Origin of the sequence: Tenacibaculum sp. SZ-18, assembly GCF_002813915.1 — a bacterium.
GTDB lineage: Bacteria > Bacteroidota > Bacteroidia > Flavobacteriales > Flavobacteriaceae > Polaribacter.
This window is the reverse complement of record NZ_CP019335.1, coordinates 3,718,268-3,744,533: the sequence shown is the minus strand read 5'-3', so window position 1 is coordinate 3,744,533 and position 26,266 is coordinate 3,718,268. Positions and strand designations below refer to the sequence as shown.

Annotated in this window: 24 protein-coding genes and 1 tRNA gene; 21 read left to right on the top strand and 4 right to left on the bottom strand. The window is 31.7% G+C overall.

From position 1 onward, the window contains the following. Nucleotides 1-56: 56 nt before the first annotated feature. The 3 genes from BTO06_RS17015 to BTO06_RS17005 all read right to left on the bottom strand — a co-directional run bounded on the left by BTO06_RS17015 (nucleotide 57) and on the right by BTO06_RS17005 (nucleotide 3,380). Nucleotides 57-127: transfer RNA gene (locus BTO06_RS17015), tRNA-Cys, on the bottom strand. Between the two features lie 50 nt (nucleotides 128-177). Continuing rightward, nucleotides 178-540: a dihydroneopterin aldolase gene (gene folB, locus BTO06_RS17010; RefSeq protein WP_100926438.1), complete on the bottom strand. Its 363-nt coding sequence runs from the start codon at nucleotides 538-540 to the stop codon at nucleotides 178-180. A gap of 5 nt (nucleotides 541-545) precedes the next feature. Continuing rightward, the gene (locus tag BTO06_RS17005) at nucleotides 546-3,380 is read right to left on the bottom strand and encodes a VPS10 domain-containing protein (RefSeq protein WP_100926830.1); all 2,835 of its coding nucleotides are present in this window, start codon (nucleotides 3,378-3,380) and stop codon (nucleotides 546-548) included. 175 nt (nucleotides 3,381-3,555) lie between these two features. Here BTO06_RS17005 and BTO06_RS17000 point away from each other — a divergent pair, with 175 nt between their 5' ends. The 18 genes from BTO06_RS17000 to BTO06_RS16915 all read left to right on the top strand — a co-directional run bounded on the left by BTO06_RS17000 (nucleotide 3,556) and on the right by BTO06_RS16915 (nucleotide 21,673). Then, nucleotides 3,556-4,458 (top strand): RimK family alpha-L-glutamate ligase, encoded by a 903-nt coding sequence (locus BTO06_RS17000; protein ID WP_100926437.1) that lies wholly within the window; start codon nucleotides 3,556-3,558, stop codon nucleotides 4,456-4,458. Then, nucleotides 4,425-5,387 carry a succinylglutamate desuccinylase/aspartoacylase family protein gene (locus BTO06_RS16995; RefSeq protein WP_100926436.1) on the top strand — a complete coding sequence of 321 codons (963 nt, stop codon included), beginning with the start codon at nucleotides 4,425-4,427 and terminating at the stop codon, nucleotides 5,385-5,387. The genes BTO06_RS17000 and BTO06_RS16995 overlap by 34 nt, the downstream gene beginning before the upstream one ends. A 664-nt stretch (nucleotides 5,388-6,051) precedes the next feature. Then, complete coding sequence (locus BTO06_RS16990; protein ID WP_100926435.1) at nucleotides 6,052-6,303, top strand: hypothetical protein; 252 nt, start codon at nucleotides 6,052-6,054, stop codon at nucleotides 6,301-6,303. A gap of 131 nt (nucleotides 6,304-6,434) precedes the next feature. Next, a complete protein-coding gene (locus tag BTO06_RS16985) occupies nucleotides 6,435-7,760 on the top strand; it encodes a DEAD/DEAH box helicase (protein WP_100926434.1) in 1,326 nt (441 codons plus the stop codon). A gap of 57 nt (nucleotides 7,761-7,817) precedes the next feature. Beyond that, nucleotides 7,818-8,387, top strand: a complete 570-nt coding sequence (locus BTO06_RS16980) for a Crp/Fnr family transcriptional regulator (RefSeq protein WP_100926433.1) — start codon at nucleotides 7,818-7,820, stop codon at nucleotides 8,385-8,387. 74 nt (nucleotides 8,388-8,461) lie between these two features. Further along, nucleotides 8,462-9,757, top strand: a complete 1,296-nt coding sequence (locus tag BTO06_RS16975; RefSeq protein WP_100926432.1) for an aminopeptidase P family protein — start codon at nucleotides 8,462-8,464, stop codon at nucleotides 9,755-9,757. Nucleotides 9,758-9,883: 126 nt separating this feature from the next. Continuing rightward, nucleotides 9,884-10,621 (top strand): 3'-5' exonuclease, encoded by a 738-nt coding sequence (locus tag BTO06_RS16970; protein ID WP_100926431.1) that lies wholly within the window; start codon nucleotides 9,884-9,886, stop codon nucleotides 10,619-10,621. Nucleotides 10,622-10,662: 41 nt separating this feature from the next. Next, complete coding sequence (gene glpK / locus BTO06_RS16965) at nucleotides 10,663-13,830, top strand: glycerol kinase GlpK (RefSeq protein WP_100926430.1); 3,168 nt, start codon at nucleotides 10,663-10,665, stop codon at nucleotides 13,828-13,830. A gap of 151 nt (nucleotides 13,831-13,981) precedes the next feature. Beyond that, nucleotides 13,982-14,239: a DUF2200 domain-containing protein gene (locus tag BTO06_RS18860; protein ID WP_257790653.1), complete on the top strand. Its 258-nt coding sequence runs from the start codon at nucleotides 13,982-13,984 to the stop codon at nucleotides 14,237-14,239. A gap of 330 nt (nucleotides 14,240-14,569) precedes the next feature. After that, nucleotides 14,570-14,863 carry a hypothetical protein gene (locus BTO06_RS18855; protein ID WP_232731488.1) on the top strand — a complete coding sequence of 98 codons (294 nt, stop codon included), beginning with the start codon at nucleotides 14,570-14,572 and terminating at the stop codon, nucleotides 14,861-14,863. A 27-nt stretch (nucleotides 14,864-14,890) separates the two neighbouring features. Then, nucleotides 14,891-15,823 carry a DUF2157 domain-containing protein gene (locus tag BTO06_RS16950; protein WP_100926429.1) on the top strand — a complete coding sequence of 311 codons (933 nt, stop codon included), beginning with the start codon at nucleotides 14,891-14,893 and terminating at the stop codon, nucleotides 15,821-15,823. Beyond that, entirely contained in the window at nucleotides 15,813-16,886 is a 1,074-nt protein-coding gene (locus tag BTO06_RS16945; RefSeq protein WP_100926428.1) for a DUF4401 domain-containing protein, read from the top strand. The genes BTO06_RS16950 and BTO06_RS16945 overlap by 11 nt, the downstream gene beginning before the upstream one ends. Next, nucleotides 16,873-17,358 carry a GDYXXLXY domain-containing protein gene (locus tag BTO06_RS16940; RefSeq protein ID WP_100926427.1) on the top strand — a complete coding sequence of 162 codons (486 nt, stop codon included), beginning with the start codon at nucleotides 16,873-16,875 and terminating at the stop codon, nucleotides 17,356-17,358. Before BTO06_RS16945 ends, BTO06_RS16940 begins: the two co-directional genes overlap by 14 nt. A 130-nt stretch (nucleotides 17,359-17,488) precedes the next feature. After that, on the top strand, nucleotides 17,489-18,766 hold the full coding sequence (locus tag BTO06_RS16935; protein ID WP_100926426.1) for a phosphatidylserine decarboxylase: 1,278 nt from the start codon (nucleotides 17,489-17,491) through the stop codon (nucleotides 18,764-18,766). A 511-nt stretch (nucleotides 18,767-19,277) separates the two neighbouring features. Next, nucleotides 19,278-19,733 carry a hypothetical protein gene (locus BTO06_RS16930; protein ID WP_100926425.1) on the top strand — a complete coding sequence of 152 codons (456 nt, stop codon included), beginning with the start codon at nucleotides 19,278-19,280 and terminating at the stop codon, nucleotides 19,731-19,733. Nucleotides 19,734-19,753: 20 nt separating this feature from the next. Then, the gene (locus tag BTO06_RS16925) at nucleotides 19,754-20,131 is read left to right on the top strand and encodes a hypothetical protein (protein ID WP_100926424.1); all 378 of its coding nucleotides are present in this window, start codon (nucleotides 19,754-19,756) and stop codon (nucleotides 20,129-20,131) included. Between the two features lie 7 nt (nucleotides 20,132-20,138). Next, nucleotides 20,139-20,945 (top strand): sterol desaturase family protein, encoded by an 807-nt coding sequence (locus BTO06_RS16920; RefSeq protein ID WP_100926423.1) that lies wholly within the window; start codon nucleotides 20,139-20,141, stop codon nucleotides 20,943-20,945. 263 nt (nucleotides 20,946-21,208) lie between these two features. Further along, on the top strand, nucleotides 21,209-21,673 hold the full coding sequence (locus BTO06_RS16915; protein WP_100926422.1) for a helix-turn-helix domain-containing protein: 465 nt from the start codon (nucleotides 21,209-21,211) through the stop codon (nucleotides 21,671-21,673). Nucleotides 21,674-21,726: 53 nt separating this feature from the next. On the opposite strand, the gene BTO06_RS16910 is transcribed toward BTO06_RS16915, so the two are convergent. Continuing rightward, entirely contained in the window at nucleotides 21,727-22,416 is a 690-nt protein-coding gene (locus tag BTO06_RS16910) for a CPBP family intramembrane glutamic endopeptidase (RefSeq protein WP_100926421.1), read from the bottom strand. Nucleotides 22,417-23,209: 793 nt separating this feature from the next. Here BTO06_RS16910 and BTO06_RS16905 point away from each other — a divergent pair. The 3 genes from BTO06_RS16905 (at nucleotide 23,210) to BTO06_RS16895 (ending at nucleotide 25,908) form a co-directional block, all read left to right on the top strand. Beyond that, nucleotides 23,210-24,061, top strand: coding sequence for an ankyrin repeat domain-containing protein (locus BTO06_RS16905; protein WP_157811912.1), 852 nt, complete (start codon nucleotides 23,210-23,212; stop codon nucleotides 24,059-24,061). A gap of 540 nt (nucleotides 24,062-24,601) precedes the next feature. Continuing rightward, nucleotides 24,602-24,841, top strand: coding sequence for a hypothetical protein (locus tag BTO06_RS16900; protein ID WP_100926419.1), 240 nt, complete (start codon nucleotides 24,602-24,604; stop codon nucleotides 24,839-24,841). Between the two features lie 182 nt (nucleotides 24,842-25,023). Beyond that, the gene (locus BTO06_RS16895; RefSeq protein WP_100926418.1) at nucleotides 25,024-25,908 is read left to right on the top strand and encodes a hypothetical protein; all 885 of its coding nucleotides are present in this window, start codon (nucleotides 25,024-25,026) and stop codon (nucleotides 25,906-25,908) included. Nucleotides 25,909-26,266: the final 358 nt, after the last annotated feature.

Sequence of the window (26,266 nt, the reverse complement as noted above, 5' to 3'; positions counted from 1 at the left end):
TTAATAATTTGATAATAGGACATAAAAAAGCTTTTACATAATGTAAAAGCTTTTTGAGGTGTCGAGCGGATTCGAACCGCTGTAGATGGTGTTGCAGACCACTGCCTAGCCACTCGGCCACGACACCTTTTGTGAGAATGCAAATTTAATACTTTTCTAATTTACAGCAAGTATTTTTTAATTTTTACGTGTATTTGACAATACAATTGTTACTTCACCTACATTTCCACCAATGGGAGGGTTTAGTTTTGAGATACTTACGATTGCTTCTTCAACCATTTTTATTTCATTAAAAATTCTATCAATAATTCGTTTTGCTACTTTTTCAAGTAGTTTTGAACGAATGGCCATTTCTTCTTTGGCTATTTTATTCAAATGAACGTAGTCAACAGTATCTTCTAAATCATCAGTTTCGGCTGACTTCATTAAATCTGCTTTCACTTCAATATCAACTCTGTACTCTGAACCAATTCTCGCTTCCTCATCTAAACATCCATGATTCGTAAACAATCGGATGTCTGTCACTTTAATAATTCCCATTCAATCTACTTAATTTCAAAATTTTGTTCTTCTCCAGCCAACTTAACAACATAATTTCCTTTGGGTAAATATGTTATTCCATTCTTTGCTTTCGATATAATTACGGCCTTTTTCTCTTTTTTAAAATCTTTTAGTCCTTTCTCGTTAAATGAAACATCAAACATTACCTCATTAAATCCTTTTTCTCCATTTACCGTTAACGAGTTCACTTTGATATCATCTTTATAAATATCAATTATAACTTTTCCATTCTTATTTGTGTAAAAAGGAATGTTTAATTCTGGTGTATTTGGCTTCAGCCATTTGCTCCATGTGTTCCCCCATGATCTTCTTTTTCTGATATTTTCAATAGAAAATAATTCATTTCTATCGCGTTCACGAACTCCCTGAGCAAACTCTTGTAAGGATTTTATATTAGCTTTGTACAAACTTCTTCCATGAGTACCAACGATTAATTCTTTAGCTTCTGGTTGAATCACAACATCATGAACTGCAACATTGGGTAAATTCTTATGAAAAATTTCCCAAGTACTTCCTCCGTTAAAAGAAGTATACAGTCCATTATCAGTTCCAAGATATAGTAAATTAGGTCTTTCAGAATCTTCTTTAATAACATTAACTGGAGAAGCCGGAATTGTTTTACCTATGTTTTCCCAAGTTTTACCGTAATCATTAGAAACATACACATACGAATTAAAATCATCCCATCTGTATCCGTTTAACGTAACATACACACGTTCTTTCTTGTGTTTTGAAGCAATTACCCTACTCACCCATAAATCTTTTGGTAATGCATTAGAAATTACTTCCCAGCTTCCACCACCGTTTTTAGTTATGTGAACTAAACCATCATCTGAACCTGTGTATATTAATCCAAATTGAAAAGGACTTTCACTAATTGATGTCAATGTTCCATAAGCAACATTTCCTTTTTTACCTCCTTTTGTTAAATCTTCTGAGATTGTTTCCCAATCATTTCCCTGATTTAAAGATCGATGTAATTTATTACCTCCTAAATACAAGATATCTTGATTATGTGATGATAAATGAATAGGTGTTTGCCAGTTGAAACGATACGGATTTTCACCTAAAACGTGCTTCGGCTGGATATACTTTTGTTTTCCTGAAGCTCTATCAATTCTGAAGTAATTCCCAAACTGATAACCTGTATATACAATATCAGGATTTCTATCATCTACCTGAACTTGCATTCCATCACCACCCATAATTGATTCGTATGGGTTCTTTCCAGACTGTAACCAAGCTTTATTGTTTTTTACATTATTGTTTGCAGTCCATACTCCGTTATCTTGTAAACCTCCGTAAATATTATAAGATTTTTGATTATCTGCATAAATAGCATAAAACTGTCCAACTGGTGGTGTATTTAATTTCAACCAACTCTTTCCATCATCATATGAAACATTTAAACCTCCGTCATTTCCGTCGATTAAATGACCTTGAACTTTAGAATTAACCCATAAGGCTTGATGATCTGCATGAACATTTTCTCTACTGATAGAGGTAAAAGTCTTTCCTCCATCTTTAGATTTTAAAATTGGCACTCCCAAAATATAAATTCCATCTTTATCTTGGGGATCAACTCTAATTTCTCCAAAATAATATCCGTAAGAATAGTATAAATCATCTAAATAACCCTCGTGTGTTTTTTTCCAAGATTTTCCTCCGTTTGTAGTTTTAAAAACCTCAGCTCCTACAACTGGGGTATCAAATAATAACGAATTAGCATCTTCTAAATATTTTGCTAAATCAATAGGTTTTGCAGAACCTGAACGCACCATTTGTTTGACATTTTCAGCACGATACTTTTCTTGAAAACCATTCATTTTCAAGTAAGAATTCAATTTTTTATCTGATAATCCTAAAAACGATTCAACCGACATTGTTTTGAAATCTTCTTTCGTTAAACCACTCGTTGATGACTTTTTCTTCTCTTCTTTCTTTCTTCTAAACTGACTATCGTGTGAAGCATACACGGTATTTTCATCATAAACCGCTAATCCAATTCTACCAACACCATCTCCATTTGGAAACCCATTATTCTCAGAGATTTTCTTCCACGAATTTCCACCGTCTTCAGATTTATAAATTGCTGAGTTTTTCCCATTTCCTTCAAAGTTCCATGCTTTACGTTCCCTTTCCCAAGAAGCCGCATACAGTACATTAAAATTATTTGGTGCGTGTTGCACATCTATAATTCCTGTGTCATCGTTTATGAATAAAGTTCTTTTCCATGTTTTACCTCCATCTGTAGTTTTATAAATTCCTCTCTCGTTGTTTGAAGAATATAAATGACCTAAAGCACCTACAACTACTTCATCAGGATTATTCGGGTTTATCAATAATCGACCGATATGATGAGAATCGAACAAACCAACATTTTCCCAATTTTCTCCTCCATCAGTTGATTTCAAAATTCCAATACCAGCATACGATGATCTCGAAGAATTGTTTTCTCCTGTTCCAACCCAAATTGTGTTACTTTTCCAATCAACCGCAATATCACCAATATTTTGAGTATCGGTATTATCCATAACTGGCGTAAATGTATTCCCGTTATTTTTTGTGTGCCATAATCCACCAGATGCATAACCAACATAAAATTCATTTGTGTTTTGTGGATTTACATCAATATCAACCACTCTTCCACTCATAATTGTAGGACCAATATTTGTAAATGGAATATTTTTAACTAGCGAGTTTTTCGTCATAGCTCGCTTCTTTGCCAGAGCCTCTTTCACTACTTCAGACGAAGTTGCGTTTTGTTGACCATAAACTGTAGCTCCTAAAAGCAGTAAAAAGGAAAGTGTTTTTTTCATTTGGTTTGGTTTAAGTAATCTCAAAAGTAAAAAATAGTTTTCACCTGATGCTACTTTTTTAGTAATCACAGGTATTCCAAAGTGTTAAAGTTTCAAGTTTTACTTGTATTTTAATAATTATATTTAACCTACAAGTTCCGTTTTATATTTTAACTAGATTTGTAAAAAAAGCCATATGAACATTTTTATTCTTTCCGTAGGTGAACATGTTTATTCTACAAAAAGATTATATGACGAAGCCACCAAAAGAGGTCATGATGTAAGTATCATCAATCACATGAGATGTTCCATTAAATTGAGTGGTGGAAAAAGGGAAATTATTTATGATGGTGAAAATATTATTGATGAGCCTGATATAATTATACCTAGAATTGGAGCATCAGCAACTAGACATGGAGCTGCCGTTGTTAAAGAATTTGAAATGAATGACGTATTTAGTTCCGCTCGTTCTTTAGGAATTATAAGAGCTCAAAACAAAGTTCGCACACTACAAATTATGAACAGAAAAGGAATTCCGATTCCTGATACACTATTTTCTGTAAACCCAGAAAATATCAAAGAGCAAATTGAATTATTAGGTGGTGCCCCGGTAATTATAAAAATGCAAGAAGGAACTCAAGGAATGGGTGTTATGTTAGCGGAAAGTAAAAAATCAGCAAAATCCATTATAGATACGTTCTACCGAATGAACATGCATATTTTACTTCAAGAATTTGTAAAAGAAAGTAATAGTGAGGATATCAGAGTGATTGTTGCTGGAGATAAAGTAATTTCTGCGATGAAGAGAAAAGGATTAGACGACGATTTTAGATCGAATATTCATAGAGGTGGTTCAGGCTCGAAAGTTCAACTGACGAATCAAGAAAAAACTATGGCAATTAAAGCGGCTAACTATTTAGGTTTACCAATAGCTGGAGTTGATTTAATTAGATCGAAAAGAGGTCCATTATTAATCGAAGTAAATTCTACTCCAGGTTTGCAAGGTGTTGAGGCTTATACAAGACTGAATGTGGCAGAAGGAATTATTAAATATTTAGAAAAGAAATGTTCGACAAAGAATTCAAGAACGAAGAGATAAGTATACGTGGAGAAAAAATTGGCTTGGGTGAATCGAAACTCATTAAAATTCCTGTTGATAGATTACCTACTGGAACTGTAATTGAAATTCCGGTATATGTTTTTAATGGAAAAGAATTAGGTCCGACTATTTTATTACAAGGAGGTTTACATGGCGATGAAACAAATAGCATTGAATTGGTTCGTAGAATGTTGATTGACAAATCGTATAAAATTCATAGAGGTTGTGTGATTGTAGTTCCGCTTTTAAACATCTTTGGTTTCCTAAGTTTTTCTCGTGAACTACATGGAAAAGATGTAAACCGAAGTTTTCCTGGTTCTAGAAAAGGTTCTTTAGCAAGCAGACTTGCTTATTATTTAATGAAAGAAATTACTAAGAATGTTGATTTCGCCATTGATTTCCATACTGGAGGAGCGCAACGTAGTAACTTTCCTCAAATTCGATTCACACCACAAGATGAAAGAGGAAAAAATCTAGCAGATTTATTTAACGCACCCTTCGTTTTTCCTTCTAAAGCTATTCCTAAGTCATTCAGAAATGAATGTTTCAAACATAACATACCGGTGATTGTTTATGAAGGTGGAGAATCACTAAGACTTGACGAACATGCTATTCAAGAAGGGATTTACGGAACATTACGAATTCTTAGACATTTTAAGATGATTAGTGAATCAATCGAAATTCCTCAAAACAACTCAGTAATTACTATTGAAAAAAGAAGCTGGATTCGAGCAAAAGCCGCAGGCATATTTAATACCAAAGTTGAAAACGGTGCAGCTATTTCTAAAGGAGAAATTCTTGGTTTTATTATGGATACTTACGGTGAAACTAAATTTCCTGTGAAAGCTCCAAAAGATGGATACATAATTGCTAAAAACAATTTTCCAGTGGTAAACTTAGGAGATGCTTTGTTTCATATTGGTTATTAATTACATTAACTAATATATGTCAGGGAGAAAATTTAATAGGTACAAAAAAGTAATTGTTGACATCATTTTTTTTGTCTTGTCATATAGAATCTTCATATTATTTTGGCATTTGTCATTTCCTTATTTCACAAAACTACTTCCTCTAAAACTTGAACTTAATCAAACATCGGAAAAGTTATACCTTCTGCTTTTATTAAATGTAATACTCATCATCTGCTCTTGTCTTGCTTTTATCAAAGTCAAGTCGTCATTAAAATATTGTATACGACTTTTATTAATATTCTCACTTTCAGTTTCTTTTTGGTTTGAATTCTATTCTTTAATCAGATATTCATTTTACAGCTTTAATAAATCACTTATTTGCTACATTCATTATGAAGAAATTAATCTAACAATTTATCTCCTTCTTTTTTCCTTAATTGCATGTATGGGGATCATAATTGCAAAAAAAATAAACTTAAAAAAGGACGAATTTATTCTATTAATCTTTATGATAATTACATATTCAATTTCTCATAATCTCTATCTATTTTTAGCAAACTAAAACAAATTTCTAGAATTAAACATATAAGATGCTTTATTTCATATTGGTTATTAACCTTATGATTTTGAGTTAGTTTTCGTTATCTTCAAAACGCAATAACAAATTTTAAATCAATTAATTATGGAATTAATCATTAGTTTACTTACAGGAGCTTTGGGTGGAAACTTAGCTGGCGCTGCATTAAAAAAATTCTCAGTGGGTACATTGTGGAATTCCGTTGTTGGAATTCTAGGAGGCGGACTTGGTGGTCATTTACTAGGAATGTTAGGATTAGATTTAGGTGGAATCGTTGGTAGTATTGCGGGAGGAACTGTTGGTGGTGGTGTATTAATGGTAATTATTGGTGTTATAAAAGGAGCTATGAAGAAATAACATTCGTAATAAAGAATATTTGAAAGCGTCTAAACTAGTTTTTTGACACTTTTTTCATTTTACAAGATCTATAACAGTACCTTTGTAATCGATAAAGAAATAAAACTTAATTTATTTCTATACACATATTTATGACATTTGAATCGTTAGGATTAAAAAAAGAGCTTTTAAAAGCAATTAAAGAAAAAGGATATACCACTCCATCCCCAATACAAGAAAAAGCAATCCCAGTAATTTTAAAAGGAAATGATGTTCTTGCCTCGGCGCAAACCGGAACTGGTAAAACAGCAGGATTTACATTACCGATTTTACAAATAATTACAGATACAAAAAACCCAAAGTTTCGTCCAATTCGAGCGCTTATATTAACACCAACAAGAGAATTAGCTGCTCAAATTTATGACAACGTAAGAGATTACAGTAAACATGTCAATATAAAATCCACCGTAATATTTGGAGGTGTAAAACCACAAAAACAAATTGCTGCCATTAGAAATGGAATTGATGTTTTAGTTGCTACGCCTGGAAGACTTTTAGATTTGCATGACCAAAAAGCATTGTCTTTAAAACGAGTTGATATTCTAATTCTTGATGAAGCGGATAGAATGCTCGATATGGGATTTGTTAGAGATATTAAAAAAATAATCGCTCTTCTACCTAAACAAAGACAAAACTTACTTTTCTCAGCTACTTTTTCAAAAGAAATCAAAAAACTAGCGCAAGGTATTTTAACCAATCCTTCCTTAGTTGAAGCTGAACCAGAAAATACAACTGCAGAAATGGTAACACAAAAGATTTATCGTGTTCCAAAAAGTAGAAAAGCAGCAATGGTTATTGAATTGATTTCAAAAGGCAACTGGGATCAAGTACTAATTTTCACAAGAACCAAACACGGTGCAAATAGATTAGCTGAGAAACTTCAAAAGAAAGATATTTCTTCAGCTGCAATTCATGGTAATAAAAGTCAAAGTGCACGTAAAAAAGCCTTAAAAGGATTTAAAGAAAACAGCATTCGTGTTTTAGTTGCCACTGATATTGCCGCACGAGGTTTAGATATTCCACTATTACCACATGTTATCAATTATGAATTACCCAATGTTCCAGAAGACTATGTACATAGAATAGGAAGAACAGGTAGAGCGGGCGCAAGCGGAGAAGCAATCTCTTTAGTAAGTAGAGAAGAATTAGAATATGTGAAAAACATAGAAAAGTTATTACAGCAAAAGCTAAAAATTGTTGAATTAGAAGATTTCGATCCTACTCCTACTGAACAATCTCAACAAAATAGGTCTTCAACTAAAAAACCTAAAACATCTCAAACCAATAAACCTAAAAGAAACTTTGGTCGTAAAAAGAAATCTAACGAGACTAAAGAAAACAATTCTAAATCACCGAAAAATAGGAGAAATAACAATAAAAGAAGGTTTAAAAAAGGATCTATAAAAGATAACGGATAACCTTTTTTTGATAATAATCAGGAATTCAAAGTAAACGAATATGCCTTAATTTGTATTATGAATTTAGAGAGATATCTAAAACATATTATTGATAATCCTTCTTTGGATGAAGAATTACCCGAGGTAATTAATGCCTTCGAAAAAACCACACTTAAAAAAAATGATTTTTTCGTGAAGGAAGGCGCTGTATGCAATCACTTTTGTTTTGTAGAAAGCGGTGTTTTACAACATGCTATTCTTTTCAATGGTGAGGAAAAAACAACATATTTAGCATTAAAAAACTCCTGCACTGTTGCACTTAAAAGCTTTTTAAATCAAAAACCATCTAGAAAAAGCATCAAAGCGTTAAGTGATTGTACTCTGTGGATTATATCTGCAGAGAATTTCAAAGACTTACTTAAGAATAATGAAGCATTTTTCATGTTTTATCATAAGCTCATCGAAAATCAAATTTTTAGAATCGATGATTATAGAATAGACTTGCTTACACTATCCCCAGAAGAACGATATCAAAAATTACTCAACAACGATCCACAACTTTTACAAAGTATTCCTCTTCTTTATTTAGCTTCCTTCTTAGGAATTTCTACAAGACATATGAGTAGAATCCGCAAAAACATAAAATAACGCCATTTGGCTACTTTGAGTACAGATTTCTTTAATTACATTTGGGAATACAAACACGTAAATGCCAAATTGAAATGAAATATTTACCAATAAACAAACAACTTTTCATAAAGAACAGAAAAAACTTTATGGCTCAAATGAAGCCAAATAGTTTAGCTGTATTTAATTCTAATGATATTTATCCTGTAAGTGCAGATTCTACTCTTCCTTTTGAACAACACCGAGATATTTTCTTTTTAAGTGGTGTAGATCAGGAAGAAAGTATTTTAGTGATTTTTCCAGACTGTCCTAAAGAAAGTTTAAGAGAAGTCTTATTTTTAAGAGAAACAAATGAGCATATCGCGGTTTGGGAAGGTGAGAAATTAACTAAAGAAAAAGCTTTTGAAGCTAGTGGGGTTAAAACTGTTTTTTGGTTACAAGATTTAGAGAAAGTATTGGCGGAAATGATGGCGTATGCAGATACTGTTTATATCAATACAAATGAGCATTATCGTGCAAATATTGAAACGGAAACCAGAGAAGCACGTTTTACAAAATGGTTACTAAATAAATACCCTGCACATTCTGTTGCTAAGAGTAATCCTATTTTACAACGTTTACGTTCTGTAAAAGATCAAATTGAATTAGATTTAATTCAAAAAGCTTGTGATATTACAGAGAAAGGTTTCAGAAGAATATTAAATTTCGTACAACCTGATGTTTGGGAATATGAAATTGAAGCGGAGTTTTCTCATGAATTCTTAAGAAATCGTTCTAAAGGATTTGCCTATACTCCAATTATAGCTAGCGGAAGTAATGCCAACGTTTTACATTATATTGAAAATAACCAACAATGTAAAGCTGATGAATTAATTTTACTAGATGTAGGTGCTGAATACGCAAATTACTCGAGTGATATGAGTAGAACAATTCCTGTTTCTGGACGTTTTACAGATCGTCAAAGAGATGTGTATAATGCTGTAAATCGCGTTAAAAAGGATGCCACTAAAATGTTAGTTCCTGGTGCAGATTGGACAGAATATCATAAAGAAGTCGGAAAATTAATGACTTCTGAATTACTGGGTTTAGGATTATTAGACAAAGCAGATATTCAAAATGAAAATCCAGATTGGCCAGCATATAAAAAGTATTTCATGCACGGAACTTCTCATCATATGGGATTAGATACGCACGATTACGGTTTATTACATGAACCATTGCAAGCGAACATGGTGTTTACTGTTGAGCCAGGAATTTATCTGCCAGATGAAGGATTTGGAATTCGTTTAGAGGACGACGTTGTTATTCAAGAAAACGGTGAACCATTCAATTTAATGCGAAACATTCCAATTGAAGCAGAAGAAATTGAAGATATTATGAACAAATCATAACTCATAAAAATCCCGTTAAAACGGGATTTTTTTATTTTGTCCAATTGAATGATAGATATTCCTGTTTTAAAATAATTTCATACTTTTACCAAAATTGCACACTGAAAATCAAATTGCTATATATTCATGTCAACACATTTTGAACTGAAAAATATCTTGTTTTTAGATATTGAAACGATTCCTCAGTACGAATATTGGAATGATGTTCCAGAGGAAACCCAACATTTGTTTGAACTGAAAACTCAGTATCAACGAAAAGATGAATTCACACCAAAACAGTTTTACCAACGTGCCGGAATTTGGGCAGAGTTTGGAAAAATCATCTGTATTTCTGTAGGCTACTTTGTTGAAAAAGAAAACAATCTACAACTACGAGTTACCTCTTTTGCAGGAAGTAATGAAAATGAAATTCTATTAGATTTTAAAGATTTATTAGACACTCATTTTAATCACAAAAAATACCTGTTGTGCGCCCATAACGGTAAGGAATTCGACTTTCCTTACATCGCTAGAAGAATGGTCATTAATGGAATTACATTACCGAAAAAACTCAATTTATTTGGAAAAAAACCATGGGAAGTTCCGCATTTAGACACCATGGAACTTTGGAAGTTTGGTGACTTTAAACATTATACTTCCTTAAGTTTACTTACACATGTTTTAGGAGTTCCTTCCCCAAAACAAGATATTGATGGTAGTGAGGTTGCTAACGTCTATTTTAAAGATAAAGACATTACTAGAATTATTCGTTATTGTGAAAATGATACAATTGCTGTAGCACAACTGCTTCTTAAATTCAATAATTTGCCTATTTTAGAAAAGAAAAACATTCTACAAGTCAGTTTACAACTAGAAAATAGTTAAAAACACTTCAAGAAGAACAACTAAAACCCTCACAATAAGCAATGGAGCAAAAATATATAGTCGCTTTCGATCAAGGTACAACAAGTACACGAACAATTATTTTCGATAAAAAGGGACAAATAAAAGCGATTGCTCAAAAAGAATTAACGCAGTATTATCCTAAATCTGGTTGGGTTGAACACGATCCAATTGAGATTTTTAATGATCAAAAAGAAACGTTTCATGAAGCTATTAAAAATTCAGGAATTCAACCTTCAGAAATTGCAGCTATTGGAATTACCAATCAACGTGAAACAACGATCGTTTGGGATAAAGAAACCGGAGAACCTATTTATAATGCTATTGTTTGGTTAGATAAAAGAACTAAAGATATCTGTGACGATTTAAAAAACCGTGGTTTATCTAACTACGTAAAAGAACATACTGGTTTAGTTATCGACTCTTATTTTTCTGCGACAAAATTAAAGTGGATCCTTGAAAATGTTGATGGAGCAAAAGAAAAAGCAAACGCAGGTAAACTTTGTTTTGGAACTGTTGATAGTTGGTTAATTTACAAATTCACCAATCATCAAAAACATGTTACCGACCATACCAATGCGTCTCGCACGATGATTTATGATATTAAAAATTTAAGTTGGGATGATACCTTACTTAAATCTTTAGAAATACCAACTTCTTTATTACCAGAAGTTCAAACCTCATCATCTCATTTCGGAGATATTAATTTTGAAGGAAATACAATTCCAATCTATGGTGTTGCGGGAGATCAACAAGCTTCTTTATTTGGACAAGGAGGTTTTAAAGCAGGCATTGCTAAAAACACTTATGGAACAGGATGCTTTATGCTTTTGAATACAGGAACAAACCAAGTAATTTCACAAAGTGGATTACTCACAACTTTGACTTGTAGTTTAGAATCTGAAACTGTTCAATACGCATTAGAAGGGAGTGTTTTCGTTGGAGGTGCCTCTATCCAATGGCTAAGAGATCGTTTGAACCTTATTGATAACGCAGCTGATACAGAAGAAATTTGTAATCGTATTCCGCCGTTAAAAAACATTTATGTTGTTCCCGCTTTTGCTGGATTAGGTGCACCTTATTGGGATGCAGAAGCTAAAGGAAGTATTTATGGAATGACCTTAGATACGGATAAAGAAGAAATTATCAAAGCAACAGTTGAAGCTTTGGCGTATCAAACCAAAGATGTAATTACCGCTATGATGAAAGATAGTGGGAAAGAAATAATTTCATTAAAAGTTGATGGTGGCGCAAGTGCTAATAACTACTTAATGCAATTTCAATCTGATATTTTAAATGTATCTGTTGATCGACCGAAAATGATTGAAGTTACTGCTTTTGGAGCGGCCTTATTAGCGGGAATGAAAGCGGGAATTTGGACCAAAAACGATATCGAAACTATTCGAGAAGTTGATACCATTTTTACAACAAAAATGAAACCTAAAGTTCGTAAAAAGAAATATAAAGGTTGGCTAAAAGCTATCGAACGAACAAAAACTTCGAAAAAGAAAAAAGGTAAACCTGATCCAGTTCGTTTCTCGGTTTTGGATCGCGATAAACATCTGAAAAAGTTAAAGTCAGAGTCTTTCGATTTATTGGTTATCGGAGGAGGAATTACAGGAGCTGGAATTGCATTAGATGCTTCTTCTAGAGGAATGAAAGTTTGTTTGGTTGAAAAAAACGATTTTGCCTCAGGAACAAGTAATAAATCTACAAAACTCATACATGGCGGACTACGGTACTTAAAACAATTAGAAATAGGTTTGGTAAGAGAATCTGGTTCAGAGCGTGCAATTGTGCATAAACTTGCTCCACATTTAGTTATTCCTGAAAAGATGTTATTGCCTTTGATTGAAGGTGGAACTTATGGTAAAATGATGACTGCAATTGGTTTGAAGGTTTACGATTTATTGGCAAATGTTGGTGGAGACGATGCTCGAAGAATGCTAGACAAAAAAGAAACCATGGAAAAAGAACCAATGCTAGATGAGAAAATCACATTGGGCAGTGGATACTATGCGGAATATAGAACAGATGATGCTCGTTTAACAATTGAAATATTAAAGAAAGCTTCCGAATTTGGGGCAACAGTTGTTAATTACTGCGAAATGGAATCTTTCCTTTATAATAAAGAAGGAAAAATTGAAAATGTACAATGTATCGACATCAATACTGGTAAAAAATTCAATGTAAAAGCACGAAATTATGTTTCTGCCGCAGGTCCGTGGGTGGATTTATTAAGGGAGAAAGATACTTCTATGAACAACAAACACTTACATTTAACCAAAGGTGTTCATATTGTTTTTCCGTACGAAAAATTACCGATTAAGCAATCTGTTTATTTTGATGTTCCAGACGGAAGAATGGTTTTTGCAATTCCAAGAGGGAGATGCACTTACGTTGGAACTACAGACACTAATTACTATGGAAGTTTGGATCGCGTAGTTGCTACTAAAGAGGATGCCGAGTATCTTTTAAAAGCTGTAAATAATACATTTCCCGATGTTAATTTGACCATCAATGAAATCGAATCGAATTGGGCCGGTTTACGACCTCTAATTCATGAAGATGAAAAGGATCCTTCGGAACTCTCAAGAAAAGACGAGATCTTCATTTCTAAAAGCGGATTAATTTCAATTGCAGGAGGGAAACTTACCGGTTACCGCAAAATGGCACATCGTGTTATTGATGCTGTGTTAAAAACCATGGATGAAAAACGAAGAAATTCTTATAAAAAATCACAAACTGAAAATATTTTATTAGTAAACCCCAGCATGCATTCAGTTGATGAAGTGGAAGCTTATCAAAAACAATTGGAACAACAATTACGTGATTTAGGAATGGAAGATTCTTATTATGCTTGGCATTTGTGTACGACTTATGGAAAAAGAGCGAATACAATTTTAGAACGAACTTCTTATTTTGCGTCAGGAACTATTGAACAACGATTAATTCGTGCAGAATTATGGTATTGTATCAATTTTGAAATGACTAATAGTTTGGCTGATTTCTTTGTGCGTAGAACAGGTCGTTTGTATTTTAACATTAACAGTATCACAAAACATTTAGATGTTATTGTTAATGATTTTATCAAGAGTTTAGATTGGAACGAGAACCGAATCGCTGAAGAAAAGAACTTACTAAATCAGTTATTAGCGGATGCAACAACTTATTATGGAACAGAGTTTTAATTTACTTTTTATAACTTTAACTTAAATCTACAAATATAAATCTATGGCAAATACCGGTCAACACGACGAACTATATTCGAATATGAAGTTTTCTTCTGTATACCCGCTACACCTAAATAAAATTGAAAATAAAGGTAAAATCTAAGAAGAACTGTATCAAACTATTGAATGGTTAACAGGTTTTAATGACACCAAAATTCAAGAATTAATTAATAGCGTAGTTATGTGCAAAACATTTTTTGATAAAGGACTTTTAAATCCAAATACAGGTTTAATCAAAGATATTATTTGTGGTTATCGTGTGGAAGAAATTACCACTGAACTCACTCAAAAAGCACGCTATTCGGATAAAATAATTGATAAGTTGGTAAGAAGAAAGAAAATTGAAAAGATTATGAGAACAGCATAAGTTAAATTCTTTACACATTCTCAAAGAACCAAAAATTGCCTTGACTTGAAAATAAAACAACCATATTTCAAAGGGAAATCTGTTTTTATTGTTTCTATGATTATTATTGTAGTAACTATTCTTACCGTTTATTTTACGGGGATAAATTACAACAGAAGCATTACTACTAACTTCTATTTATCCTTGGGGATTATTGCAACTGTACTGTTTTCGTTTATGACCTACGGATTATATACGTGAATAGGTTTAATTGATAATTTCCCTAAAATAAAAAGCTTCAAGCCAAAAGCAATACTCTCTGAATCTTCACCTTCCTTAGATACTCCTTTTGTGGAAGTTGGTGATGGTATTAGTGGGATTATTGTATCGATTGTACTTTGGATAGTAATGTCTATTGTTTTCGTACTGTTACTAGCTCTTTTAGAAGTGGTTTTTTGGTTTTCCTTATTGATAATTTTAGGAATGCTTTATTGGTTGTTTTTTAGAGCATTAAAATTGGTTTTCAACAAATCAAATGAAACAAAAGGTTCAATTCAAAGAGCTATTTTTTATGTTTTATCCTATACATCAATGTATGTAGGATGGCTTTTTGGAATTGTATATTTAGTACAAGTTCTCAAATAAAGATTCTTTAATAACGTTAATTACTTTATGAAAAGAGATGATATTCACATTATAAGCAGGCATTCAAACGCATCTGAACACACTATTCAAAAAGCGTTAAACGATCACGTTTACAGTGACCAAACCGATTGGAAAAAATTTTTCAATCTATTCATTATCAGTGTAGGTGTAGGATTTACCGTTGCAGGAATCATTTTCTTCTTTGCTTATAACTGGGCAGACATGCACAAATTTGTAAAGATTGGCTTAACACAAGGCATTTTAATCATTACTACCTCAATGTTGTTTTTATTAAAGCTCGATGAAAAGATTAAAAATATTATTCTTACCGGAGCTTCTGTTCTAGTAGGCGTTTTATTTGCTGTTTTTGGACAAATCTACCAAACTGGAGCGAATGCTTATGACTTTTTCCTCGGATGGACCATTTTTGTGACATTATGGGCAATAGTTTCTGATTTTGCTCCCTTGTGGTTAATCTACTTTATATTAATGAACACAACACTTCATTTATATACAGAACAAGTTGCCAAAAACTGGTCTATTACTTTTGTGTATACCTTGCACTTTATCGTAAATATGATTCCTGTTTTGTTCGTTGTGTTTAGTAAAAACAAGGCGCCAAATTGGTTTTTATATACTATGATTTTGGCATCTGTAACTTATGCTACGTTGGGAATTTCAATTGGGGTTTTTGAAAAGTTTGAATTCGCCTTCTTACTCCTAATTATCATAACTGGAATCTCTTATGTGTTTGGTTACAAACATGGACTGAAAACAAAAAACGGCTTTTATCTTTCAGTTATTCCTTTTAGTTTAATAGTAATTGTGTCGGCTGTTTTTGTTGACATTTCCAATAATGAATTAATGTTTTTATTTATTAGCATGTTCATAATTGTAAGTGTAACATTAACCATTCTCAACTTAATTAATTATCAAAAAAAGTGGAATCATGAAGAATAGTAAAAACATAAAATCGTTAATTGATTCCATTCAAAATATAGAAGGGCAAGAATTAACTTTTAACGAAGAGGCCATCAAATATGAATATGAGAATCAAAACGATGAACAATCTTTAGCTATAAAAATACTTTCTATTTTCGGTGGATTATTATCTTGTATAACCTTTTTAGGTTTCCTTTTTATAGCGGGATTATACAACTCAAAAGAAGGCTTACTCATTACCGGAATTATTTTCGTCCTTTGCGCTGTTGGATTAAATAAAATCTCTGATAAAATTATTATTGACACTATCAGTGTTTCTTCTTACGTTATTGGTTTTACTTTGATTTGGATGAGTTTAGAGCGAATGAATTTTGATGAGAGTTCCATTCAAATAATCTTCATTTTTGTTGGAATTGCAACCTTAATTCTTGTTCAAAATTATATTTTATCATTTATAGCTACTTTGGCTACAAACCTTAGTTTTTTAGCGCTTCTTTTGGAAGGAAACCAATATGATCTAATCCATGTGTACACGTTCGCTATGGTTTTTATCTTATCATTCCTTATACTTAATGAAGGTAAAATCATAACCACTAGTAAAAAACTATCTCGATTATACAATCCTTTACGAATCGGGTTAATTTTCTCTTTATTAATTGGATTAATCTTTCTAGGAAAAAAAGGAATGCTAAGAATAACACCAGAGTATATTTGGCTTTCGTCTATCTCTATCATTCTATTCATTGTGTACGTGATAATAGAATTAATAAATATCCTACAAGTAAAAGATATTCAGAGTAAAATTGGAATTTACATTTTTACAATTCTCATCTTAGCATCAACGGTACTTTCTCCCGCAATTTCTGGAGCGATTTTAATAATTCTATTGAGTTTTAAAGTCAATTATAAAACTGGTTTAGCTATTGGAATTATTGCATTCATTTATTTCGTTAGTCAATATTATTATGATCTAAAGTTCACTCTCCTTACCAAATCTATCATGATGTTTACAACGGGTATTTTGTTTTTAGCATTTTACTTATTCACTCATAAAAAATTATCAGAAAATGAAAAAGTATAAATGGCCTATTGTATTTGGAAACCTTATTTTATTGTTGGTATATTTCAACTATTCGATTTTTAAAAAGGAAACTTTATTAAATGAAGGACAACTGGTTTTACTGGAATTAGCTCCTGTTGATCCGCGTTCTTTAATGCAAGGAGATTATATGCGTTTACGTTATAGCCTTTCTCGAAACAATGATGTTGACATTCCTAAACGAGGATTTTGCATCGTACAACTTGATAGTAACAATGTAGCGTCAAAAGTAAGATTTCAAAAAGATACTTCTCCTTTAAACGAAGGTGAACTTCCTATTGAGTACACTTCTCCAAATAACTGGAATATAAATATTGGTGCTGAGTCTTTTTTCTTTCAAGAAAGTCAGGCAGAAAAGTATGAAAAAGCGAAGTATGGCGGACTTAAAATTGATTCTAAGGGAAATAGTTTGTTAATTGGATTATACGACGAGCATCGTGCTAAAATTGAATAATAATACAATTACATCTATACCTTAATTTCAAGCTCTTATACATAAATTACGATTTGTTAGGGTCTTTTTCAGAATAACAACCATTTCTAGAGGTAAATTGGTTCTATAATTTTAACCAACCTCTTTAAACATGGAAACTTTAACGCTACACCAAAAACACGAACCAGTTGTAACTTCATTACAAGAACTTTTAGCAGATGATCCAGCAATGGCTGCTGCTTTAACTGCATCTTTAAATGTTGCTGTTGCTGCTGCAAAGAAAAATTTAAACTCAGATTTGTACAACGTAATTAACAATGAGTTTAAAGGAAACGGATGGCCGACTTCAATTAATGCCTATTTAGATTATTTAGATTTATACGTAAGAATGGTACCAAATGAACGTAACGATCCAGAATATCCAAATGCTTGGAAAAGTAACGGGCAAAAAAACGGTTACAACCAGAAAGTATATGATTTACTTTGCCAATCTTATTGGTTAATTGATCAAAAAATTCCAGGAACAAATACCACTATGCAAAGCTTTGAAAAATTTGCTAATTGGTTAGATGATTTTGCAAAAGCTTGGGGAAGATTCTTAGATACTCCGGCTTCTCTAACTAAAGAAAGTTTACACTCTTTTAAATACGATAGAATGTACAACTTCCCTTTATATGCTAAAAACGAATCATCTTGGAAAACCTTCAATCAATTCTTCTTTAGAGAATTTAACGATGCTGATCCTGATACGGGAATTAGTCCTTTACGTCCTATTACTGCACCAAAAAATAACAAGGTTGTTGTTTCACCTGCAGATTGTACGTACAAGCAATTTTATCCAATCGATCAAGAAGGAAATGTAATCGGCCTTGAAGGAGATAAAAAACAATTAAAATTAAAAGGAACGCATACCATCGGAACTATTAGCGACTTACTTCAAGATAGTCCGTATGTAAACGACTTTAATGGTGGAACTTTTGTTCACTATTTCTTAAGTCCGTTTGATTATCACCGATTCCATACACCAGTTGCGGGAAAAGTCTTAGAAATAAGACCAATTGAAGGAAAAGTGTATTTAAATGTAGAATTAAAACCAGACGGACAATGGGATGCTCCTGATGGTGCTGGAGATGGTTACGAATTTAATCAAGCAAGAGGGTTAATCGTTATGGACGCTGGTCCAGAAGTTGGTAAAGTTGCAATTTTACCAATTGGAATGTGCCAAGTTTCTGGTGTTAAGATGTATGAAAATTTACAGGATAAGGTTGTAGTAAAAGGACAAGAGTTTGGAAAATTCAGATTCGGAGGTTCTGATATAATCATGTTATTCCAAAATCCACCAAAAGATCTTTACATGTATAAATACAATCCAGGTCAAGAACCAATTCACTTTCAATACGGACAAGCTTCTGTATTGTTTAATAAATAAAGAAATATGTTGACTATGGATTAAATTCCAGGTTATTTATTCAATCTGAAAAGGAAGGTGTGAAACCTTCCTTTTTTATTCAATTTATCCAGTATATTTGAATAAAAAATCAATTTTGAAAAGAATTCTATTCACTACCCTATTTGTTGTAACTGTTCAAACTGGACTTTCTCAGTCATCGGAAACCCTAAAAAATGTGGAAATTCAACTAAGAAGTGCATTGCTGAATATGCTAATTCAATCAATGAGGAAAATCAAATTGTATTTGTTCGTGAATGTTTAGAGAATGCAGCCGAAAAAAATATGGATGCTTTATTAAAGTATTATAAAATTGAGCGTTTTCGTGATCTCAAACTAAAAACTTATGTCTTAGATATGTTAGCATATTTAGCAAAACAAATAAAATAGATGAGACTAAACTAAAGCTAGCCTCTGATAAATGACTGAAATAAGCTAATGTCTGAGTAAATTTTCACAACATTAGTGTATATTTTTTAACTTTAAACGAAAAATGAAAAAGTTACTATTTCCATTGACCCTACCGCTCACGATAATTTCTTTTTCGATTTTTTCAAAATGGTGGTATGTAATTGCAATAGATGCTAAAGATGTATTTGCTTATGGTTTTCCTTTAATTTATAAATGTGAAGGCTTTCATACATCTATGTCAACACAATATTTTTTGACCGAAATGGCTTTCAATTTTTTATGCTATTTTGCTTTTTGGTTGTTATTTATTGGAATGATTAATAAATTTTGGAACATTCAATTTCCAAAATACATTAGTAAATTATTTTGGTATGTCTGTTCAATACTATTTGGAGCATTTATGTACCTATCTTGCGAATTTGATGATCGATACCTCCTAAAAAGACCATTCGAAATTAAGTTAATTGATTGTGGTCTTACCGTATTAGAAAAACACTCAACTGATAGAGAAAAGTATTTAAAACTAAAAGGAAACTAAATTAAGAATAAAAAGAACTCATGAAATCTACCGTTATAAAAGGACTAACAATTATTTTATTCTGTTCATTAATTATAGCTTTTGTAGTTTATAAAGCAGGATATTTTACTCAAGATATCTCTTCAGAATCCTCTATTTCAAACACAAGTAATGATAAAATTCAACTTGACAGTACTAAAGGGATAGATTCGTTAAAAAAGCTTCATTTATTATCTTCTTCAAAATCACTTACGCTAGTAAATCCTAAAGTAAAACAAAGTACAACTTCAAAAGCAGAGATGGACTCTATAGTTGACGCAGCTTTATTAAGTAGTTCAAAATCTGGTATTATTTTTAAGCGTAACGATTTTCAAAAAAGTAAGAAAGATACTACGGTAACTGATTCTATTAAAAGATAGCTTTGATATGGAAATCTATGAAATTATAACAACCACTGGAATCAGTTTGCTCTTCTTAATTGCGGTATTTGTTCCTATGGAAAAAGTCTTTCCTGCAAAACCAAATCAAAAGTTTCTCAGACCAAAATGGCTTCTAGATTTTTCCTTTTTTTTAGGTCAATATATACTTTGGAGTGGTTTGGTGCTTTGGTCGCTTTATTATTTTGGAGAATATTTAACTTCAATTGTGCCAAATTCTTTTCAACAAGAAATTAGAAAACAACCTTTCGTCCTTCAAGTAATCGAGGTTTTATTTTTTAGTGATTTGCTTATTTATTGGGGACACAGATTACAACATAAAGTCGATTTTTTATGGAGGTTCCATAAAGTTCATCACAGTGCAGAGCATTTAGATTGGTTGGCAGCACATCGCGAACATCCACTAGATTCGATATATACTATCGGACTCATAAATTTACCTGCTTTTATTATGGGGTTTCCATTAGAATCTATTACTGGAGTTATAGCATTTAGAGGAATTTGGGCAATTTATATACATTCAAATGTGAGATTGCCAATTGGACCATTACGAATCTTAATTGGCGCTCCAGAGCTTCATCATTGGCATCATGATTTAGATAGAAAAGCAGGAAATTATGCTAATATTTCTCCAATTATGGATATAATCTTTAGAACTTATACTTGTCCAGACAAAGAACCTAAAAAATTTGGTATTAAAGAAGAAACTCCAAAATCATACTTAGGCCAATTAATAGAACCCTTGCTGCCAAAACGTATATGGAAAACTGTAAAAAAGAAATTTCCAATTGCGTAAACCAAAGGGTAAGCAGAATAAAACACTTATTAATTATATCTGAAAAATATACCGCTACACTAGTAAAATTATATTGAAAATTTATAAAAATCTAAATAAATTCATTCATCCAAATTCTAAGATTAATATGCCTTTTGTTTTTGCTAACTACTTCTGTTATATTACTGTCACGTTGCTGTCATATAGATGTCGCATAGCTTTCCACAGAAACAAAAACCTGTGATGTAGTTTTGCTTCGTACTAAATATGAAACACAAAATATTATGGATTCTAAAACAAGTAATTTAAGAGATATTAAAAAAATGAGATTAGAACGTCATTGGTCTCAAGAACAATTGGCAGATATGAGCGGTTTGAGTATACGAACCATTCAACGTATAGAAAACGGAGAAAATGCAAGTTTAGAATCGTTAAAAGCCTTAGCGTCTGTTTTTGAAATTAATATATCAGATATCGATAAAAAAGAAGCGCTAGCACAAATCAGAAAAGAAGAAAAATATGTGCAAACAGTAAAAGGTTTTTACAAATTGTTGGCTTTAGCGATTCTAAATCTCGGCATCTTTCTTTTCATTGCTATCAGTGAATCAGATTCAGAGGGATGGTGGTTATTTCTTTACATGCTTATTGCTTGGATTTTTTTTCTAGGGATTTATGCATTCGGAAATGTTGAGTTTTTCGGAAAGGATTGGGAGAAAAAATTAATTGAAAAGAAGTTTAAGAAGAAGTAAAATAACTATAACAATATAATTATTTAACGTTCAAACAATCATAGTTTAAATTACTACACTTTTTCCATCATGGACAATGTATTCAGAATACAGTGAGCAATAATTAAAGGCCACAAATTTCTACCAAACTTCACATAGGCTATTCCCATTATTAAACCAATCATACCTACAGTAATTGAACGCTCTGAAATATCATAAGAATGTCTAAACCCAAAGATAACTGCTTGTAAAAGTACTGCGGTTGTCGTTGCAAATGAGGTTTTAGAAAACACCCTTTCAAACCAATTAATTAAAAAACCTCGATCTAAAAGTTCCTCTAAAGAGGATTGAAGTAGTATAAAAGGAATAATTGTTAGAAACAAGGTCCAATTTTCTTGCAAGTTTCCAAACTTTGAAACTGCTTCTTGAGAGGAGGTGTCTGGTGACAAGTTAATCGGAATGAGCCCTTGTAACTGTTGGAAAACAATAATTGAAATTGGAATAGCTATTAAAATCCCTATAGTTATTAAAGCCATTTTTAACAAGTTTGGGGGTTTACGCAGTCCTAAATCTCTCCATGTAACATTACGGACTTTCATTCTCCATGAAGCAACGATTAAAGTAGAAAATGACCACATTAATCCGTTTGCAATAAAAGGTAATTCAGAAAAATAAATTTCTCTTACTAAAAACATAACTGTGAGATACAACATTGCATCAAAGAAAAACCCTTTATAGTCAGTTTGTTCATTCGATAATTTCATATGCAATTTACTTTTTGGTTGTTAGTAAGACGCTAATGTAGTTAGTTAAGTTACATATATTTAAAATTATTTTACTCAAAAACAAACCTTTACTCTTAAAAAAGCTTTTGTGCCACTCCATGTAACAAATACCAAATTCCTAATTAGTTAGAGTGAATTTCATCAATGTTAATAATAGCCATTAATATTGAGAATTAATCAATGACAAATTAATTTATAGTACCAATCCTCGACATCAGAAAATCAGCGTGAAAAATAATCACAGCAAACGTTATTGCGATGGAATACAATGCAGTAAAACAATCTGCCGATAGACTGGAAGATTACTTCGTCATGTTTCAAAACTAAATTTAAACCAAGCCTTGTAATCCCGATCAAAATAAAGTTTTTCATAGATGACAATTTAAATGATTCACAAAAACATTACTAACTCACCACTATTTACCTATTTGTAGGGAGTTTCTCACCTCAATTCTCATAATACTTTTATCAATATAAAACTCATGCAACTCATAACATCAACGATTTAATAAAAGAATTGGGGAAATATACAGAGCTAAAACAGCAATTTGATATCAATCTAATTGAGTTTATTGAGAGATTGGTAGCATTGATTTTATTGTACTCAGCCATTTTGGGAACTAATTGAAAAGTAGAGATGTAAAATTCCGTTAAAGTACCCGAGTTAGTAATGTCTATTGGATGAAACATTTTGGAAGCAACGGTCGGACTTTTGGCATTATCATCAAGGAATTAAACAACTACACATAAAAACAACGTAAAACCAACCCAAATGAACCCGAAAACCATTATCTTATTATTATGGATTACTAATGTAATACCAATATGCTGTCAAGTTGGCTCAACTAATTTAGATTGGGATAACTTGGAATATACCTCAACTAAAAAATTAGAAATATTCGCCAAAGGATGTAATTTGTACCAAATTGAAAGATTGCTTAAAAATGATACAATTTTCGAGATCAACTACGGACAAATTACCTTGACTCCGATTCAATTGGCTATCGATGCGTTTATAAAAGCAAATAATAATAACGAACTGTGGAAATGTGATCAATGCATCAACTCTGTTGCTTATATCATGAAAGACAAACGCTATAATTATAAATTACAACCTTTAAGAACGCAAACAGATTTAATTTACGCTATTAAACGAGAAAAGGATGTGGTTAAAAACAATGAGATAATACAAAGATTTGAGTTTTTATTGTACACCATGTTAACTATACTTGATACCAAAGTAGATTTTGATATTAATTACTCTATTGGTACGTATGTAGATCCCCTGAACGGAAATCCAGGAACTGCTTTTGAGGCCTCAAGTGCCTTTGGAACTGCTTCGTTCTGTTTACTCACAAAAAAGTATCCGATTCTATTAGAAGAAATTGACAAGCGAAGTGGAGATAATAAATTTACTCCACTAATGTTTGCTGCGCGTTTTAATAATCTGTATACCGCTGAGAGATTACTTTTTTATGGAGCAGACTATCTAAAAAAATTCACAGGTTATCAAGTAAATGGAATTCCTATAATTGGAATTTCCAGACGAGCAGGTCAAACGACCATGACAAAATTATTAACGGATTATAAAGACGGAAAAGTACATGTTACAGGCTGTAAGTAGCTTTTATTTGATACCGAACACAACATATCCAAGCCTAAATACACAACGTTTATGACGGTTTTAGACAAATAAAACCTTAAATAAATTTACCAATTATAGTTCATCTACTACAAATTATACTGGTATTCTTCCCGAATTTAAATGTTTTTGGATTTATAACTGTTTGTTTTATCCATATATTTAAAATCGAAAATGATAAAGAAATAGACCAGTCCCCCTGTTCATTTCCTTTTTCTTAGAAATTTTATGAATTAATACTAAACTGTGGTTTATACAGGCTTTTTTGCTGGATAACAGAAATAAAGGTTAAGATATAAATTACTAGCATTATTTACGAAAAACAACTTTGAACGAAAAGAATACTTATTTTACTGATTTTCATTTCAAATTTGACTTTTGGATAAACTACTAAAAACTGAAACAAAGACTTCACTAATAATCCGGATTTATAACTTCAAACAAAAAGATATTGTTTAATTAGAACCAAAAAAGGCTGAGGAAAAATATGATTCTGAAATAAGTAATTCGCATGATATAAAAATGAAATTCTACAATATTGAGGAAAGCGAAGACGGAGTACAGAATGAATTGACAAGAAATTTAACAAAACTACAATTAGAAAAAACTTTTGGTTCTGGAAATATAAAACTTAATGAGGAAACTGAATTCTATGAAATTCGATCAAAATTGCATTTGGAATTTCAGAAAATAGAACCTCTGATTGGAAATTCGTTGTTATTGAACCGAAACAAAAGTTCATTTTGGAAAAAATATTACTGAAAGAATTAACCGAAAAAATATAAATCAACTAATACCTACAAAGAATTGAGATAAAAATTAGGTGTCTTTTAATTTAATTTGAATACAATATTCTCTTCATATAAGCCACATCTTACATTAACAGTTAGCTGTAATTAAACCAATTATGAAAATATCAGTCTAAAAAGAAAAAGGTAAATAACATGAGAAAATTTAAATACTTGATAGCTGCTGTATTGTTAATGTTTCTTTCTTGCAGTAAAGACGACAATCAAATAGAGGAAACTCAAGAAACACCAGAAACACAAGGGTATAATATGCTACTTATTGGGAATAGCTTTTTCAGACCTTATGCTGAAAAACTTGATGAAATAGCAATTGATGCTGGTTTTGTAAATCATAATAGTACAACTGTATTTCGTGGTGGCGAAAATGGAAATGCTATCAATTTCTGGAACGATTCAAGTAGTTCAGAGCACAGTTTAATCAAGTCAACCCTTGACCAAGGAAATGTCGATTATTTCGGAATGACAAGCGGTCATAATTCTGACAATCCGATCGAAGGATTTAAAGCTTGGATAGAATATGCTTTGCAAAACAATCCTGATATAACCATTTTTATTTCCTTAGCACCATTTGACTTTCCGAATGGTGATCCAAATGGAACCCGACCAGATTGGGATACATTTGCAGCAGATAATGGATTTAGCTCTATACAAGAAATGTATGATTTTTATATTAATGAAATTTTACATATCGAAATTGTAAACCAATTGCGCATCGAATTTCCTTCTACTAAAATATTTACCATACCAACTGGATGGGCTACATTTAATTTATATCAAATGCATCTAGATAATCAACTTTTGGACGATATTACAATGACTGGACCAAGAGCAACTTCAATATTCACTGATGCGAAAGGTCATCAAGGAGATATAGTTCGCGAAACAGGTGGACTTATATGGTTAAGTAGTATATATAATGTTGTTTTGAACACCGATACTTATAAAACAATTTTTAATACTAACTTACATGAAATTGCAAAACAAATAATCGATGACCATGATCCAAATTACAAACAGTAAAAAACCAACCATATATTATAATTATGAATTTTAATTTTGAAAATAACACCAGCTAACACTGTATTAAAATAATAGCGATTTAATCGATAAAGCTTACAAAACACAATGAACATAACATCATCAATTTTATGATATATGTTTACTTCTGAAATTCCTTGTTTTCAAAAAATGTGAACTTTGAAAAAATTGAGTTAGAATTAATATTAGATTTTGATAACTTAACGAACCCAGACTATAATACGAGATATAATAGTCTTCGACCAAAACTAAATTAGTTTTAATAAATTTAAATACATTGATTACATTGGATTTTTTGAATCTACTAGCAAGAGAATAAAACTAGAATTAAAAAACGGAA

What these genes read in the sequence shown, in the direction of transcription:
- BTO06_RS16985 (WP_100926434.1), top strand. Translation starts at nt 6,435, where the DNA reads ATGACATTTGAATCGTTAGGATTAAAAAAAGAGCTTTTAAAAGCAATT.
- BTO06_RS17000 (WP_100926437.1), top strand. Translation starts at nt 3,556, where the DNA reads ATGAACATTTTTATTCTTTCCGTAGGTGAACATGTTTATTCTACAAAA.
- BTO06_RS16910 (WP_100926421.1), bottom strand. Translation starts at nt 22,416, where the DNA reads ATGAAATTATCGAATGAACAAACTGACTATAAAGGGTTTTTCTTTGAT.
- BTO06_RS16920 (WP_100926423.1), top strand. Translation starts at nt 20,139, where the DNA reads ATGGAAATCTATGAAATTATAACAACCACTGGAATCAGTTTGCTCTTC.
- BTO06_RS16975 (WP_100926432.1), top strand. Translation starts at nt 8,462, where the DNA reads ATGAAATATTTACCAATAAACAAACAACTTTTCATAAAGAACAGAAAA.
- BTO06_RS16940 (WP_100926427.1), top strand. Translation starts at nt 16,873, where the DNA reads ATGAAAAAGTATAAATGGCCTATTGTATTTGGAAACCTTATTTTATTG.
- BTO06_RS16895 (WP_100926418.1), top strand. Translation starts at nt 25,024, where the DNA reads ATGAGAAAATTTAAATACTTGATAGCTGCTGTATTGTTAATGTTTCTT.
- BTO06_RS16900 (WP_100926419.1), top strand. Translation starts at nt 24,602, where the DNA reads ATGAAATTCTACAATATTGAGGAAAGCGAAGACGGAGTACAGAATGAA.
- BTO06_RS16970 (WP_100926431.1), top strand. Translation starts at nt 9,884, where the DNA reads ATGTCAACACATTTTGAACTGAAAAATATCTTGTTTTTAGATATTGAA.
- BTO06_RS16930 (WP_100926425.1), top strand. Translation starts at nt 19,278, where the DNA reads ATGAAAAAGTTACTATTTCCATTGACCCTACCGCTCACGATAATTTCT.
- BTO06_RS16905 (WP_157811912.1), top strand. Translation starts at nt 23,210, where the DNA reads ATGAACCCGAAAACCATTATCTTATTATTATGGATTACTAATGTAATA.
- BTO06_RS16915 (WP_100926422.1), top strand. Translation starts at nt 21,209, where the DNA reads ATGGATTCTAAAACAAGTAATTTAAGAGATATTAAAAAAATGAGATTA.
- BTO06_RS16990 (WP_100926435.1), top strand. Translation starts at nt 6,052, where the DNA reads ATGGAATTAATCATTAGTTTACTTACAGGAGCTTTGGGTGGAAACTTA.
- BTO06_RS16925 (WP_100926424.1), top strand. Translation starts at nt 19,754, where the DNA reads ATGAAATCTACCGTTATAAAAGGACTAACAATTATTTTATTCTGTTCA.
- BTO06_RS17005 (WP_100926830.1), bottom strand. Translation starts at nt 3,380, where the DNA reads ATGAAAAAAACACTTTCCTTTTTACTGCTTTTAGGAGCTACAGTTTAT.
- glpK (WP_100926430.1), top strand. Translation starts at nt 10,663, where the DNA reads ATGGAGCAAAAATATATAGTCGCTTTCGATCAAGGTACAACAAGTACA.
- BTO06_RS16980 (WP_100926433.1), top strand. Translation starts at nt 7,818, where the DNA reads ATGAATTTAGAGAGATATCTAAAACATATTATTGATAATCCTTCTTTG.
- BTO06_RS16945 (WP_100926428.1), top strand. Translation starts at nt 15,813, where the DNA reads ATGAAGAATAGTAAAAACATAAAATCGTTAATTGATTCCATTCAAAAT.
- folB (WP_100926438.1), bottom strand. Translation starts at nt 540, where the DNA reads ATGGGAATTATTAAAGTGACAGACATCCGATTGTTTACGAATCATGGA.
- BTO06_RS16950 (WP_100926429.1), top strand. Translation starts at nt 14,891, where the DNA reads ATGAAAAGAGATGATATTCACATTATAAGCAGGCATTCAAACGCATCT.
- BTO06_RS16935 (WP_100926426.1), top strand. Translation starts at nt 17,489, where the DNA reads ATGGAAACTTTAACGCTACACCAAAAACACGAACCAGTTGTAACTTCA.
- BTO06_RS16995 (WP_100926436.1), top strand. Translation starts at nt 4,425, where the DNA reads ATGTTCGACAAAGAATTCAAGAACGAAGAGATAAGTATACGTGGAGAA.